This is a genomic window from Rhodococcus sp. BP-241 (assembly GCF_019836145.1).
In the GTDB taxonomy this organism is placed as follows: Bacteria; Actinomycetota; Actinomycetes; order Mycobacteriales; family Mycobacteriaceae; genus Rhodococcoides.
Map to the genome: position 1 here is coordinate 22,523 of NZ_JABUEI010000019.1, position 14,590 is coordinate 37,112.

Below are 14,590 nucleotides of genomic sequence, written 5' to 3' on the forward strand. Positions count from 1 at the left end.
AAGAAGACTACAGGATTGTTTATGGCTATGCATAACTGCCCTCGGTCGGCACAGCCGTGATCGGCGAACTCGACGACGCGTGGTCGCGCCGGTCGAAGGACCAGGACCACGTGACCCGACACCCCACTCGAGCAGCGTTGACGACCAGGGCTGCGAGCACGCGATCTCGATCGACGAGTCCACCGCGATGCGACACTGTCAGATCCGCGGTTCCGCCGAAGTCCCGCGCGTTGAACGCGAGCACACCCAGATCCGGCGTCTGCAACCCCGTGACGTGGACGGCATCCCCGTCGGACCGGACGACGGACTGGCCCGCGGGCACGCGGTAGTAGGACATCGAGGTGGCCAAGGTGGCGCTCGACACGGACGGCCGCGACGTCGTCATCCGCGCGCCGAGTCCGAACAGCCTCGAGGCTGCCGCACGCACCACCGGTTCCGCCACACGCAACCGAGCGGCGATCGAGGCCGCGCAGCCGCTCGGGTCGTCACGGGACCAGTCCGCGACGAACGGCACATGACTCACCGCGTTGCCGCCCGTACCGGACAGGGCGGGCGAGTAGGAGCGCAGATCCGCGATGACGTGGTTCATGACGCCCGCCGGAAGTGCGAGGTCTCGGAGGATCGAGCAGTACAGCAGAACCGACGGGATCTTGGGCGCCGACACCGTCTCGATCGTCACGCAGATCGCGAAGACCGCGTTCGGATCTGCCGGTCGCGTCACGGAACTCGGGGACATCACCGCGTCGGTCGACCGCCCTCGCACGATGGTTCGCGCCGCCGTGGCCACTGCTCGCGGGCGTGACGCAGCGACCTGAGCCGCGGCGCCGAGGAGGCGGAGACCGGTGAGCGCACGTTCGTCCGTGAGAGGCGGTGGAATGGGGAGCGTTCGACCACCGATCGCGAGAGACAGCCGTCGCACCTTCGGAAAGAAGACCGTCTCGTCTCCGAAGAGGTGGCTGTAGACGACGCGGACGTGCCGGGCGCCGATCACCACGTGCACTTCCGCGTGATCGAAGGCTCCGTCGGCGTCCGGACGGTCGCCCCGCCTCACGAAGTCAGCGATCGCGCTCTCGCGGAAGCCGTCCCGGGTCAGCGTCAGCTCACCGGCGTCGAGCGCGTCGTGGACGGCATCCGTCAGGGGCAGAACGTCGAAGTCACCGGTGGCGACCATCCATCGCACCGCCGGCTGGTGGCCGGGAGCGAAACACGCCTCCGCCCACGCCCTGCCGACACTCGTCACGGCACCGAGGTCGACGTCTCCGTACAGCGTCTCGACCTGGCAGCAGAATTTGCCGGCCCACGGATCGGCGGTCATCGCGCACACCGAGGCGTGCCGTGCGCCCCACTCCGAGATGTCATGACGATTCCCCTGTCCTTCACGTGACGGACCACATATCAGGCAGCGGGCTGTGTTACGCCCGCGTTCCCGAACCGACGGGTCTGATGGAAACACTTTAACAACTGAGTACGGCGGTTTCACAGTTGTCCTGAAACCGATAATCTGGTTCAATGGCTCGAAACCGACTCGGGGACGGTTTCGCAAGCAACCTAGACCCGGAGGTGCAGTATCAGTTCGCCGCAGCGGGAGTGGACAGCACTCCCCGACATCCGTACCGAGCCGCGAGACGGCGCCGAGGCCTTCGAGGCCCAGCCCCTGCGCGTCACGATTCTGGGTATCAACTACGCGCCCGAGACGACGGGAATCGCGCCTTACACCACCGCGCTCGCGGAGGGCCTCGCATCGCGCGGACACCGGATCGATGTCGTCACCGGCATGCCCCACTATCCCGCGTGGCGGATCGCGGACGGGTACGACCAGTCCTCGTCCGACGAGCAGATCAACGGCGTCGACGTGCACCGTCGACGCCACCTCGTTCCGGATCCGCCCACCCCCAAGGGCCGCGTCAAGATGGAGGCGAGCTTCGGAGCCCGCTCCGTGCGAAGCGGCTGGAACAGCCCCGACGTACTGCTCTGTGTCAGTCCCACTCTCATCTCGACCGCCATGGCGATCACCCGTGCGCGCCTCTCGCCGCGTCGGCCCGCTGTCGGTGTGTGGGTCCAGGATCTGTACAGCCTCGGCGTCGTCGAGACCGGCGCGATGGACGGCCGCGGAGCACGCGCCGCCGCCCGCTTCGAGTCCGAGATCCTCCGTGCCGCGGACGGCGTGTCAGTGATCCACGACCGTTTCCGCGACCACGTCACCAGCAACCTGCAGGTCGATCCGGCCAAGGTCGAGGTGATTCGCAACTGGACTCACATCCAGCCGATGGGCACCATCGACAAGGAGGCCGTACGCCGGTCGTTCGGGTGGGCCGAGGACGAGACCATCGTCCTGCACTCCGGCAACATGGGCGCGAAGCAAGGACTCGAGAACGTCGTCGAGGCCGCGCGGTTGGCGGACGCGGAGAGCCGACGTGTTCGATTCGTCCTCATGGGTGACGGCAATCAGCGCCCCCAGCTCGAGGCCGCCGCCGTCGGCGTCTCACGTCTCCAGTTCGTTCGGCCGCTCCCGGACCTCGAGTTCCGGTCCGCACTCGCCGCCGCCGACGTGCTCCTCGTCAACGAGAAGCCGGGCGTGGCCGAGATGGCCGTTCCCAGCAAACTGACGTCCTATTTCACCAGCGGCAATCCTGTTCTCGCCGCGACCGACCCCACGAGCACGACGGCGCACGAGATCCGTGCGTCGGGGGCCGGAGTTCACATCGGGTCGGGGGACCCCCGAGAGCTTCTCGACACCGCTCTCGCGATCGGCTCGGACGACGTGTCGTCCCGCCGGTTCGGAGACGCCGGGCGCAGGTACTGCACCCGCGTGCTCTCCGAGGACTACGCCATCGACCGCTACGAGGGGTGGCTTCGTCGGCTCGCAGCCGCACGCCGCTCCCCGGCCCGCACCGAAAGTGTTATCAGCTCATGACGAAGATCGGAACCGGAAAGCGCGCCCTCATCACGGGCATCACCGGACAGGACGGCTCCTACCTGGCCGAGCTCCTGCTCGCCAAGGGATACGAGGTGCACGGAGTCGTGCGTCGCTCGTCCTCCTTCAACACCTCTCGCATCGATCACATCTACGCCGACCCGCACAACCCGGACGCGAAGATGTTCCTGCACTACGGCGACCTCAGCGACGGTGCCCGCCTCGTGACGTTGCTCATGCAGATCCGTCCCGACGAGGTCTACAACCTGGGTGCGCAGTCCCACGTGCGCGTGAGCTTCGACGAGCCCGAACACACCGGTGACACCACGGGTATCGGCTCCATCAGACTGCTCGAGGCAGTGCGTCTGGCAGGCCTGGACTGCCGCTTCTACCAGGCATCGAGCTCCGAGATGTTCGGTGCCACACCGCCTCCGCAGGACGAGACCACGCCGTTCCATCCGCGCTCGCCCTACGGTGCCGCGAAGGTCTACTCCTACTGGGTCACGCGGAACTATCGCGAGGCCTACGGGATGTTCGCTGTCAACGGCATTCTGTTCAATCACGAGTCACCCCGCCGCGGGGAAACTTTCGTGACGCGCAAGATCACCCGCGCAGCAGCTCGCATCGCCGCCGGCATGGAGAACGAGCTCTACCTCGGCAACCTCGACGCCATCCGTGACTGGGGTTACGCACCCGAGTACGTCGAGGGAATGTGGCGCATGCTGCAGGCCGACACTCCTGACGACTACGTCCTGGCGACCGGCGGTAACTTCTCGGTCCGTGACTTCCTCGTCGCCGCGTTCGAGCAGGTCGGTCTCGACTGGGAGCAGCACGTCAGGTTCGACGAGCGCTACCTTCGACCCTCCGAGGTCGACGCCCTCATCGGTGACGCGAGCAAGGCGGAACGCGACCTGGGCTGGAAGGCCACGGTGCACACCCCCGAACTGGCCCGCATCATGGTCGATGCGGATGTCGCAGCACTCACGCACGAGGGCAAGCCGTGGATCGATCGCCCGTCCCTCCCGGACTGGAACAGGTCGTGACCACCGGACCGAGCAGTGTCGTGCCCGGTCCGCTCGATCGCGACGAACCGCTCTACATCGCCGGCCACCGCGGTCTGGTCGGATCGGCTCTCTGGCGCCGTTTCGAAGGTGAGGGTTTCACGTCGCTGATCGGACGGACGTCGTCCGAGCTCGATCTTCGTGAGCGCGACCAGGTGTTCGAGTTCTTCTCCGCGACTCGTCCTCGCACAGTCGTTCTCGCTGCCGCGAAAGTCGGCGGCATCCTCGCCAACGACACGTTCCCGGTGGACTTCCTCTCCGAGAACCTGCGCATCCAGGTCAACGTCCTCGACGCAGCGCTGGCCCACGACGTCGAACGGGTTCTGTTTCTCGGTTCCTCGTGCATCTACCCGCGATCGGCGCCACAGCCGATTCGCGAAGAATATCTGCTCACCGGCACGCTGGAACCGACCAACGATGCGTACGCCATCGCCAAGATCGCGGGCATCCTTCAGGTGCAGTCGGTGCGCAAGCAGTACGGGTTGCCGTGGATCTCCGCCATGCCGACCAACCTCTACGGCCCGGGAGACAACTTTTCGCGTTCCGGATCGCACGTCATGCCCGCACTGGTGCGTCGTTTCGAGGAGGCAGTCGCCGCGGGGGCCGAACAGGTCACGAACTGGGGCAGCGGGAGGCCGCGTCGCGAGTTCCTGCACGTGGACGACATGGCATCGGCCTGTCTCCACCTGCTCGAGCACTTCGACGGACCGCAGCAGGTGAACGTCGGCACGGGCGTCGATCACACCATCGCCGAGATCTCGGACCTGGTAGCGGCCGCGGTCGGGTACAACGGTGACGTGAACTGGGACACTTCGAAGCCGGACGGCACACCGCGCAAGCTGCTGGACGTCACGACTCTCACGGAGTCGGGGTGGGCGCCGTCCGTTGGACTCGCCGACGGAATCGCCGGCGTCGTCGACTGGTACCGCACCGCGGGCCGTGCCGACGCCGTGCGGTCGTGAGTGCGGCACCTCTGCGTCGATCGTTGGCCGGCTTCACCGGCCGAGGCTACGACAAGGGCGCAGGACCGCTGAAGCAGATTCTCTGGCTGGCCGTGTCCGGGACGGTACTGACGCGATGGTGGTGCCCCGGTTCGGTCCGGGTCCGCGTTCTCCGGGCGTTCGGTGCCACCATCGCCGACGGAGTGTTGATCCGGCACCGCGTTCGCATTCACTGGCCGTGGAAGCTGACGGTGGGGCGCGATTCATGGATCGGCGAGGACGTCTGGATCCTGAACCTCGAGCCCGTCACGGTGGGTTCCGACGTCTGCATCTCGCAGGGCGTGTTGCTGTGTACCGGTAGTCACGACCGCCGGTCTCCTACCTTCGAGTTCGACAACGCGCCGATCGAGATCGGCGACGGGGCGTGGATCGCCGCGCGAGCCACGGTGTTACGCGGAGTCACCATCGGATCCGACGCCGTCGTCGGGGCCACGGCTCTGGTCACCGCGGACGTCGCAGCGGACGCTGTCGTCCTGGCACCGAACGCGGTGATGCGACCGTGAGGATTCTTCACGTCGTCACACTGATCTCACCGGACGGCGCCTACGGCGGGCCGGTGCGAGTGGCGGTCAACCAGGCACGCGAGCTCAGGGCACTAGGCCACGACGTCACCATCGCCGCCGGCACCCGCGGCTTCGACGTGGCACCCACCGAGCAGGACGGCGTGCCGGTCCGCCTCTTTCCGGTCCGTGCGGTACTGCCGGGCGCGGGCTTCGCGGGCCTGTCGTCCCCAGCCATGGTGACGTGGTTCCTGCGCCACGGCCGAGACTACGACGTGGTCCATGTGCACCTGGCGCGGGACCTCGTCACGCTGCCGATCGCGCGCATCGCTGTCGGCCGATCGCAGCGGCTGTTCACACAGACTCACGGCATGATCGACCCGACCGACAAGATGTTGGCGCGGCCGATCGATGCTCTGCTCACGCGTCCGGTACTGCGCCGCGCCTCCGGGGTGTTTCACCTGACGGATCACGAGAAGCGCGACGTCGAGGCGGTGGCGAACACCGACCTCGACTTCATCCGTCTCGCCAATGGTGTTCCCGCCGCGGAACGTCGACGGGAATCCGGTGAGGCCCCGCCGCATGTGCTCTTCCTCGCTCGACTTCAGGCTCGTAAACGCCCCGTCGATTTCGTGAACGCGGCAGTCGCCGTCCTGGCTGAGGGCCACACCGCTCGCTTCACCCTGGTCGGACCAGATGAGGGTGAAGGCGATGCGGTCGCCGCGCGCATCACCGACGCCGGCGTGAGCGCTTCCGTCGAGTGGCGCGGTCCGCTGCCACCACACGAGACGCTGGAGACCATGCGCACGGCCGACCTCTACGTGTTGCCGTCCGTGGACGAGCCCTACCCGATGTCGGTTCTCGAGGCCATGTCCGTCGGCGTACCCGTGATCGTCACCGACACCTGTGGTCTCGCCCCCCTGATCGCCGAGAACGCGTGCGGCGCAGTGACGAACGGCACTGTTTCCGAGCTCACCGCGGCGATGTCCGCGCTGCTTGCGGACCCCCCGACGCTCCGCACAGCGGGCGAGAACGCCTTCCGGACGGTCCGGGAGACCTCCGGCATGGCCTCCGTCGCTCAGACGCTCGACGCCGCGTACTCACGCGACGGCGCACCCGCACCCTCGCCGTAGACTGACCGGGTGCTGCAGAGGAAGTCGCCCCGGCGCCGTCGCCGTCGGGTGGCGCTCACCGTTGTCGGCGCCGTCGCCGTGGCCACCGCCGTCGGCTGGGAGCCTTACGTGAGCCCGCGCGTCGATCAGCCCACTGCCGCGGACGCCATCGTCGTTCTCGGAGGCGCCCACGACGGACGTGAGGAATTCGGCCTCGAGTTGGCAGAGGACGGCTATGCGCCGCAGGTGGTGTTCTCGGATCCGTACACCGCACGAGGTGTCGGTTCCTACGGCGATCCCGACTACATGAGCGATCTGTGCAACGGCACCTACGACTTCACGGTCACCTGTTTCGTTCCGGACCCGTCGACCACCCGCGGTGAGGGACGAGAGATCCGCCGGCTCGCGGAGGAGCAGAATTGGAAACATGTTCTGGTCGTGACGTTCCGGCCCCACGTGTCGCGCAGTCGGTACATCCTCGACAAGTGCTGGGACGGTGACCTGACCGTGCTCGCGAGCCCGACCGAGCTCCCCTGGTGGGCGTGGACGTGGCAGTACGTCTATCAGACAGCGGGATTCGCACGCGCGGTGTTCGAGGACTGCTGACAGCCCTTCGCACACGGAGTCAGTACGCGCCTTCGCTGCCGAACACCGCACGCACGGTCTTCACGATGATCAGCATGTCCTGTGTCATGGACCAGTTCTCCACGTACGAGAGATCCAGGCGCACAGATTCTTCCCACGTGAGGTCGGATCGACCACTCACCTGCCACAGGCCGGTCACACCGGGGCGCACCAGCAGACGCCGACGCACGTTTCCGTCGTACGTCTCCACCTCACGGCGCAACGGCGGACGCGGACCGACGACGCTCATCTCGCGACGGAGCACGTTCACGAACTGCGGCAACTCGTCGAGGCTGTAGCGGCGTAGAACTCGGCCGACACGCGTCACTCGCGGGTCGTGCTTCATCTTGAACAGCACTCCCCCCTCGCTCTCGTTGCGCGCGAGCAGGGTGGCCAGATGCTTGTCGGCGTCCACCACCATGGTGCGGAACTTGATCATCTGGAAGGGGTTGCCGTCCAGTCCCATTCGCTCCGACTTGTAGAAGATGGGGCCGCGAGTGTCGATCTTCACGGCGAGCGCGATGGCGAGCAGAACGGGCGACACGAGCAGGAGCGCGAGAGCCGAGAAACACATGTCGAAGGCGGTCTTGGTGAAGCGGGTGGCTCCCTGATAGCGCGGCTTCTGAACATGGAGGAGTGGAAGGTCGGCGACCGGCTGGAGGGTGAGCCGCGGACCTGCGATGTCGGCGACGCCGGGCGCCACGACCAGATCGACGCCGAACGGGTCGAGTTCCCAGAGCAGGCGCTTCATTCCTTCGGCACCCAGATGCTCGGTCGCGGTGACCGCGATGACGTCGGCGCCGGTGGAATGCATGGCAGCGATGACGGCGTGCTCGTCACCGAGTACCGGAATGCGGTGACCGTCGACGTCGAGGGACCCGGCTCCATTGCTGGACGTGGCCACACCGTGCCCGGGCACACAGGCACCCACGACCCGGCAGCCACTCGACTCGTCCCGCTCGAAGGACGCCGCCATGGATGTGGCGGCGCGGTGCGAACCGACCACGAGCACCGAGGTCGTGAACAGTCCCGACGCCTTGTGTCGTCGTGCCCACCCCCGCCAGACGTGCCGACCGATCAGCAGGCCGACGGCGCCGAAGGGAAGGGCGATGGCCAGGTAGCCGCGCGCGAAGTCGATGCGGAACAGCAGAGACAGGATCGCGACGACGCCGAAGAGTCGCATGGTCGCCGAGAGGATGCGTCGATACTCCTCTGCCCCGGTCCCGATGATCTGCGTCGACCTGGCTCCGAAGATCACCAGGAAGGCGGACCAACCGACCACCAGAAGCAGTGACACCGTGACGTAGTCGATGTCGACGGACGCGGCCATGAGCGACGAGTTCTCCCCGAACCGCACCACGTGTGCGAGCGCGACGGAGAGGACGATGACCGCCAGATCGGTCAGGGCCACACGGCGCCGATAGACGGCTTGCCAGTGGGCACGTGACGACGGTGCGACCCGAGGGAAAGGCACGGTGACGCGAGAGTAGTTCGGCTCGTCGGTCGTTCTCGACACGGCAGGACGAGGGATCGACACACCTCTGACACTGCTTCGTTCGTCAACGCTGGTCACGCACGACACCGCCTCTGGCTCGAGTTCCGCCGCCGACGCGCCCCGCAGCGCAGCCACCGGTCGGAAGAAGACCGGATACCGAAGATCATATCACGCAAGATACTTTCGGTTTGTTTTCAGGCGCCAGAGAAACCGACCGAGAGGTGTGACTCGGAGTCAGAACCCGGGAATCAGACCCGGTGGGATCTGGATGCCGGGCGGCAGCTGCACACCGGGGAGACCCGGGATGGTCGGCGGAGCAGGCGCGGGAGCAGGCGCCACGTCCGGAACCTCGGCGGCCGGAACGGGCGCCTCCACGGGAGCCGGAGCGACCGGGGGAACGGTGGTGGTGGTCGGCGGCACCGTGGTGGTGGTCCGTGTGGTGGTCGCCGTCGTCGTGGACGGTGCGTCCGAACTCGACGTTCCCGCCTGATCGGCCGGCGTGACGTCGGCGGTGGACTGCGACGGCGTCGCGCCGTACCCGAGCGCGAGCCCGACGGCAGCGATCACCGCGAGACCGACGGCCGCGATGAGCGGCAGCCGTGGGCGTGACGAACGCTGTTCCGGCGCTGCGGAACCGGACCCGGAGAGCCACGAGGGAGTCTCCGCCGCACGCGGATCCGCCACGTCGGGGCGATGCTCCGAGTCTCGAGCCGCATGGTCGATGTCGCGCGCGGAGTGCTCACGGCTCTCCACGTCGCTGTACGCCATGGTCTCCGCGGACGGTGCGCTGAGCGCCTTCTCCGGCGCCGGTGCGTCCGGCGTGCGCGGCTCGACCGGCCCGGCGACCACGGGAGCGGACACCAGCGGTGCCGCGACGGTCGGAGCGGGAGCAACGGGACGAGGGGCGGCCATCGGGACGGGACCGGAGTTCGACTGGCCGTCCACGGGAGTCGCGGACAGTGCCGCACCCTTCGCGGCGACCAGCTCGGGCTCCGCGGGCGTGATGGTGGGGAGACCGACCCAGCCCGCGAGCGTCGCCCGGACCAGGGGGATGCAGGATCCGCCGCCGATCATGACGAGAGCCTCGACGGGGCGGCCGGCGCGCGTGATGACATCGCGGGTGAGCCGCGCGGACTGCTCGATGGGGACGGCGACCATCGACTCGAACGCCTCGCGGGACAGCAGGATGAGCCCGCCGATACCCGGCAGGCACACGGCGCCGCTCGAGGAGAGCTGTTCCTTGGCCACGCGGCACCGGAGCTCGAACTCGCGTCCGTCCACGTCGTCCAGGCCGCTCTGCTGGCGGCCGATCTGGTTGTCGCGGATGGTGGCGTCGAACATGTTGCCGCTGACGGCGAAGCTGCGCTCGGAGGCGAGCACCTGCCCGTTGTCGAGGTCGACGACGGTGACGCTGAGACCCGAGCTGCCCAGGTCGTACAACCCGACGACGTGGAGCCCGTCGAGGTCGCCCGTGGACCGCAGGAACTGCACGGCGGCATGCACTTCGGGGACGAGGCGGTAGTTGACGATGTGCTGGCGGGCCATGGCCCGGGCGACGGCGCCGGCCTGCGCGTCGTCGCGGTAGGCGACGCCGGTGGCGGAGATCGACTCGGGGTCGGCGGGGTCGGCGAGGATGACGCCGATGGACTCGGCCGCGAGCTGCTCGGCCTGGTCGAAGGTGGTGTCGATGGCGCGGTGACGGAAGGCGGCCTCGACGCCCGCGCGCAGCCCCTGAACGGGCCTGGCCAAGCGCACGGCACTGGTGCCCACCGACACTCCCAGTACTGTCATGAGCCGCCTTGTCCGGACCGATGTACCGCACGACGAGCGCGTGCGATCACAGAGTGTAACCAGGCCGCGCCATCGCCGTCACATCGGCTGTTATGACCTGACAAACGGGGTAGGCGTCCACTTTGTCCGGAGGCCGGTCACGCGTAGGGCATGCGGGCGGTCTCCGGATCGCCGAACGTGACCGCTCGCTCGCGTCTGGTTCCCGAGGCGAGGGTCGCGGCCCAGTTGATCAAGGTGCCGGCACGGTTGCGTCGACCCGAGAGGAACGCGATGTGGATCGCGCCCCACGCGGCCCACCCGGCGAAGCCCGAGAGCTGGATGGGGCCCGCCTGCAGCAGGGCGTGCCGACGCGCGATGTAGGCCGCGCTACCGAGATCGTGGTACTTGAACGGCGACGACGCGCGCGTCCCGTTCTCGATGGTCTTGGCGATCATCGCGCCCGCGTGGCGGCCGCCCTGCATGGCGACCTCCGCGACGCCGGGCAGATCGTTCAGCGCGGCCACGTCGCCCACGACGTACACGGTGGGGTGCCCCGCGACCGAGAGGTCCGTCTCCACCGGAATGCGTCCGCCACGCGCCTGCGTGACGCCCAGTGCCGACGCCAGGGTCCCGGCGAAGGGCACCGCCTCGACGCCCGCGGTCCACAGCACCGTGTGGGTGTCGTAGGTCGTCTTCTGCTTGTCCGACTTGCGGGTGACCTCGATGTGGTCGGCCGTCACGTCGGTCACGTGGACCCCGAGGTGGGTCTCCACCCCGATGTGGTCGAGGGTCTTCTGAGCCTTTGCCGACAGCGTGGCGTCGAACGACTCGAGGACGCGGTCACCGCCGTGGAACAGCAGCACCCGCGCCTCGCTCGGGTCGATCGAGCGGAACTCGTGCTCGAGGGCACCGACGGCGAGCTCACGGATCTGACCGGCGATCTCCACGCCGGTGGGGCCGCCGCCGGACACCGCGAACGTGAGCCACGGCCGACGCTCCTCGGGAGTGGGCAGCGACTCGGCCATCTCGAACGCGCTGATGAGCTTGCGGCGGATCGCGAGCGCGTCGTCGACGGTCTTCATGCCGGGCGCGTACTTCGCGAACTCCTCGTTGCCGTGATAGCTCTGCCGCATGCCGGCGGCGAACACGAGGTAGTCGAAGGGCAGCTCGAACGTCGACCCGTCGATACGCGACGCGGTGAGCCGGCGCTTCTCGAGATCGATGCCCGACGCCTCTCCGAGCGCGACGTGGGTGTTCTTCTGTCGACGCAGGAGGTGCCGCAGCGGCGAGGTGATGGATCCCTCGGACAGCAGGCCGGTGGCGCATTGGTAGAGCAGCGGTTGGAAGACGTGCGAGGTGCCGCGGTCGATCACGGTGACGTCGCCGTCGATGTGGCGCAGTCGCCGGGCGGCGTACAGCCCGCCGAATCCGCCGCCGACGACGACGACACTCGGGCGCTGTCGTGAGAGTTCATCAGCCATGCTCGAAATCCTGCCACGCGAGGCCGCGGTGCTGTAACGAAGCGGGGCGTCGTCACGAACCTGTGAGTAGGTTTACCTTTCACCATTCTTCCCAGCCGAGAGTTGCCAGTCGATGTTCCGTGTTGTGGGCGAGTGGTGGAGTCGACCCTTCGACTACTCCGCGATGCCCGGCTACATGGCGCAGCGCGGACTGCAGCGGCCCTACCGCCGCATGATGGCCGCAGTGGTGCTCATGGTGGTGCTCGCAGGGTCCCTGCTGCTCTTCACCAGCGGAGCGCCTCCCTCACCTGCCGCCCGCGCCGTGTTCATCGCCTGCCTTGTCACGGGCGCCGTGTCGGCGCTGCTGTGGCTCCGCGGGACGTGGCCGACTCGTCGACAATCCCTCGTCTTCCTGTTCGGCGACGACGTCGCGCTGGTGGTGGGGCTGTCGATGTTGGCCGACGTGCAGGCCTCGTTCACCGTGTCCGTGGTGTTCGCCCTGCTCGGCATCTACTGCGGCTACTTCCACTCGATCCGCACGCTCGTGGCGCACATCGCGCTGACGGTGGCCGTGTCGCTCTACTTCTTCGGCTCGGCCGCCGCGGAGGGCGACAGCGACGTGGCGTACCTGTCCGTCCTGCTGGTCGTGCAGCTGGCACTGTTCCTTCTTGCACCGCTGCTCTCGCAGATCCCGCTGTCGAACCTGCGGGACGACGCGTACCAGTCGGGCACCGATCCACTGACCGGGGCGCTGAACCGTCGGGGGCTGAGCGCGGTGGTGCACGCGCCATTGCTGGCGGCGGCACGTCACGACGAAGTGGTGGCGATGATGGTGATCGACCTCGACAGATTCAAGTCGGTCAACGACCGCGTGGGCCACGAGGGCGGCGACGAGGTGTTGCGACGGGTCTCCGAACGGTTGCAGACCAGTACGACCACCTGGGCGTACGTCGCCCGTCTCGGCGGCGAGGAGTTCTGCGTCGTCGGGATCGTGCCGTGGGCGGAGATGCGGAACCGTCTCGACGACGTCCACGCCGCCGTCCGATGCGACGCCGACGAGGTACCGGTCACGGCGAGTGCCGGAGTCGCGTGGATCCCCGGCAGCCGGTGGACCCGCGACGCCGACGACGTCGAACTGCTGATCCGCCGCGCCGACCGTCTGATGTACGAGGCGAAGCGCGCGGGAGGGGACAGCCTGCGGTTCGACGACCAGGCGTACACCACGACGGACAACGCGCGCACCTGACACCGGCGCGGACCTACACTCCGCTCATGCATGTCCTCTACGTCTGCACGGGCAACATCTGCCGCTCCCCCACCGCGGAACGGTTGACCGCCGCGTTCGCCCGTGACCTGAACCTGGACGTGACCACCGACAGCGCCGGCACTCGTGCCGTGATCGGGCACGGTGTGCAGGCCGAGGCGGCCCGCGTTCTGGAGTCCCTGGGCGGCGATCCCACCGGGTTCGTGGCCCGCCGGCTCACCCCGACCATCGCGTCCGGGGCCGATCTGGTGCTCACGATGACGTCGCGGCACCGTGACGAGGTGCTGACGGTGGCGCCGCGCAACCTCCGCCGCACGTTCACGTTGCTCGAGGCCGCGGAGTTCGCGCGGCGCACCGGTGTGATCGACGCGTCCGCGTGGGTCTCCGAGCGAGCGGCGAACCCGGTGACGCAGCTCGACATCATGGATCCGATCGGTCAGTCGACCGACGTGTACGAGCGGGTGGGCGACGCCATCTCGGAGGCGCTCGGTCCGCTGTTCGAGATCTGGGGCGCTCGCTGATCGAAGTTCGGACTGCCACCTGCCGTCTCCCCAGCTACGGTATGACTCGGCTCGAGGACACGGGCGGAAACGGAGCGCGGAGACCATGCGTGAGAGAGCTGCCGTCGCCGTCGTGATGGGCATCGCCGCGGCCGCCCTGGCCGGCGGGCTCACCGTCGCTGCCGCCGGCGGAGTGTTCGACGCGGACGTCCGACGGGTCTCTCCCCCACCCATCGACGGCACGGTCGCCGTCGTGGGCAGCCTGACCTACGCGCCCACCATCGAGGTGCCGCCGTCCCCGACGTGGCAGATCGCCCCCGTCACCACACCCCGGCCCACCACCACACCTCCGCCGACCACCACCGCGGCCACGACCGCCGACGAGCCGACCACCACGACGAGGCGCACCCGCACGTCCACGACGACCACCACCGACGCGGACGACGCCGAGTCCGGGGACAACTGACGGTGCCGTGTCCCCCGGTCACGAACGTGGTGCACACCCGGAATACTTCCGCCACGGACGCCGTTACTCTCACCGACGGTGTTCGATCCCAATGCCCCGGGTACCAACCTTCAGCCGCTTCGAGCGGCCACCTGCCGAGAGGCGCACTGGCGGGCACCGTCGCCTATGACAAAGCCGCAGACCCCTGGTCTGCGGCTTTCGTCGTTCACACGGTGCGGGTCCGAGCACCCGCCTCTGTCAGGACTGATACGGACGGCGAGGCGGCGGACGCATCGTCGACCGACTCGGAACCTGCTCGGCCTCGTACCCGTTGCCATTGCCGTTGCCGTTCGCGTTCTCGGCCTGACGCCGGGCAGCTCGACCGCCATGGCTCCGAGTCGGCTCGTAGCGAGGCGCGGGGTAGGCCTCGGGGGCGGGTGCCGG

14 protein-coding genes are annotated in these 14,590 nt (G+C 68.1%); 9 read left to right on the top strand and 5 right to left on the bottom strand.

The window, feature by feature from the left end; translation table 11 throughout:
• Positions 1-25: 25 nt before the first annotated feature.
• Positions 26-1,315 (bottom strand): hypothetical protein, encoded by a 1,290-nt coding sequence (locus tag HQ308_RS22085; RefSeq protein ID WP_222647939.1) that lies wholly within the window; start codon positions 1,313-1,315, stop codon positions 26-28.
• A 387-nt stretch (positions 1,316-1,702) separates the two neighbouring features.
• Between HQ308_RS22085 and HQ308_RS22090 the strand changes: the two genes are divergently transcribed.
• Genes HQ308_RS22090 through HQ308_RS22115 form a run of 6 tightly spaced genes read left to right on the top strand, consistent with a single transcriptional unit; the run spans position 1,703 to position 7,194 of the window.
• Entirely contained in the window at positions 1,703-2,914 is a 1,212-nt protein-coding gene (locus tag HQ308_RS22090) for a glycosyltransferase family 4 protein (RefSeq protein WP_308115859.1), read from the top strand.
• Positions 2,911-3,957, top strand: coding sequence for a GDP-mannose 4,6-dehydratase (gmd, locus tag HQ308_RS22095; protein ID WP_222633051.1), 1,047 nt, complete (start codon positions 2,911-2,913; stop codon positions 3,955-3,957). The genes HQ308_RS22090 and gmd overlap by 4 nt, the downstream gene beginning before the upstream one ends.
• Positions 3,954-4,937: a GDP-L-fucose synthase gene (locus HQ308_RS22100; RefSeq protein WP_222647940.1), complete on the top strand. Its 984-nt coding sequence runs from the start codon at positions 3,954-3,956 to the stop codon at positions 4,935-4,937. The genes gmd and HQ308_RS22100 overlap by 4 nt, the downstream gene beginning before the upstream one ends.
• The gene (locus HQ308_RS22105; protein WP_307096214.1) at positions 4,934-5,479 is read left to right on the top strand and encodes a DapH/DapD/GlmU-related protein; all 546 of its coding nucleotides are present in this window, start codon (positions 4,934-4,936) and stop codon (positions 5,477-5,479) included. The genes HQ308_RS22100 and HQ308_RS22105 overlap by 4 nt, the downstream gene beginning before the upstream one ends.
• The gene (locus tag HQ308_RS22110) at positions 5,476-6,609 is read left to right on the top strand and encodes a glycosyltransferase (RefSeq protein WP_222647941.1); all 1,134 of its coding nucleotides are present in this window, start codon (positions 5,476-5,478) and stop codon (positions 6,607-6,609) included. The genes HQ308_RS22105 and HQ308_RS22110 overlap by 4 nt, the downstream gene beginning before the upstream one ends.
• A gap of 9 nt (positions 6,610-6,618) precedes the next feature.
• Positions 6,619-7,194 carry a YdcF family protein gene (locus HQ308_RS22115; protein WP_307096218.1) on the top strand — a complete coding sequence of 192 codons (576 nt, stop codon included), beginning with the start codon at positions 6,619-6,621 and terminating at the stop codon, positions 7,192-7,194.
• A gap of 19 nt (positions 7,195-7,213) precedes the next feature.
• Here HQ308_RS22115 and HQ308_RS22120 read toward each other — a convergent pair whose 3' ends face one another.
• The 3 genes from HQ308_RS22120 to HQ308_RS22130 all read right to left on the bottom strand — a co-directional run bounded on the left by HQ308_RS22120 (position 7,214) and on the right by HQ308_RS22130 (position 11,958).
• Positions 7,214-8,686 carry a sugar transferase gene (locus tag HQ308_RS22120; protein ID WP_373425246.1) on the bottom strand — a complete coding sequence of 491 codons (1,473 nt, stop codon included), beginning with the start codon at positions 8,684-8,686 and terminating at the stop codon, positions 7,214-7,216.
• A gap of 255 nt (positions 8,687-8,941) precedes the next feature.
• Entirely contained in the window at positions 8,942-10,498 is a 1,557-nt protein-coding gene (locus HQ308_RS22125) for an Hsp70 family protein (protein WP_222647942.1), read from the bottom strand.
• Positions 10,499-10,635: 137 nt separating this feature from the next.
• Entirely contained in the window at positions 10,636-11,958 is a 1,323-nt protein-coding gene (locus HQ308_RS22130; protein ID WP_222647943.1) for an NAD(P)/FAD-dependent oxidoreductase, read from the bottom strand.
• Positions 11,959-12,070: 112 nt separating this feature from the next.
• Here HQ308_RS22130 and HQ308_RS22135 point away from each other — a divergent pair, with 112 nt between their 5' ends.
• The 3 genes from HQ308_RS22135 (at position 12,071) to HQ308_RS22145 (ending at position 14,167) form a co-directional block, all read left to right on the top strand.
• Positions 12,071-13,183, top strand: coding sequence for a GGDEF domain-containing protein (locus HQ308_RS22135; RefSeq protein WP_081821440.1), 1,113 nt, complete (start codon positions 12,071-12,073; stop codon positions 13,181-13,183).
• Positions 13,184-13,209: 26 nt separating this feature from the next.
• Positions 13,210-13,722: a low molecular weight phosphatase family protein gene (locus HQ308_RS22140; RefSeq protein WP_222647944.1), complete on the top strand. Its 513-nt coding sequence runs from the start codon at positions 13,210-13,212 to the stop codon at positions 13,720-13,722.
• An 85-nt stretch (positions 13,723-13,807) separates the two neighbouring features.
• Complete coding sequence (locus tag HQ308_RS22145) at positions 13,808-14,167, top strand: hypothetical protein (protein WP_222647945.1); 360 nt, start codon at positions 13,808-13,810, stop codon at positions 14,165-14,167.
• Positions 14,168-14,404: 237 nt separating this feature from the next.
• On the opposite strand, the gene HQ308_RS22150 is transcribed toward HQ308_RS22145, so the two are convergent.
• Positions 14,405-14,590 (bottom strand): hypothetical protein (locus HQ308_RS22150; protein WP_222647946.1); only part of this gene is annotated, 186 nt, incomplete at its 5' end.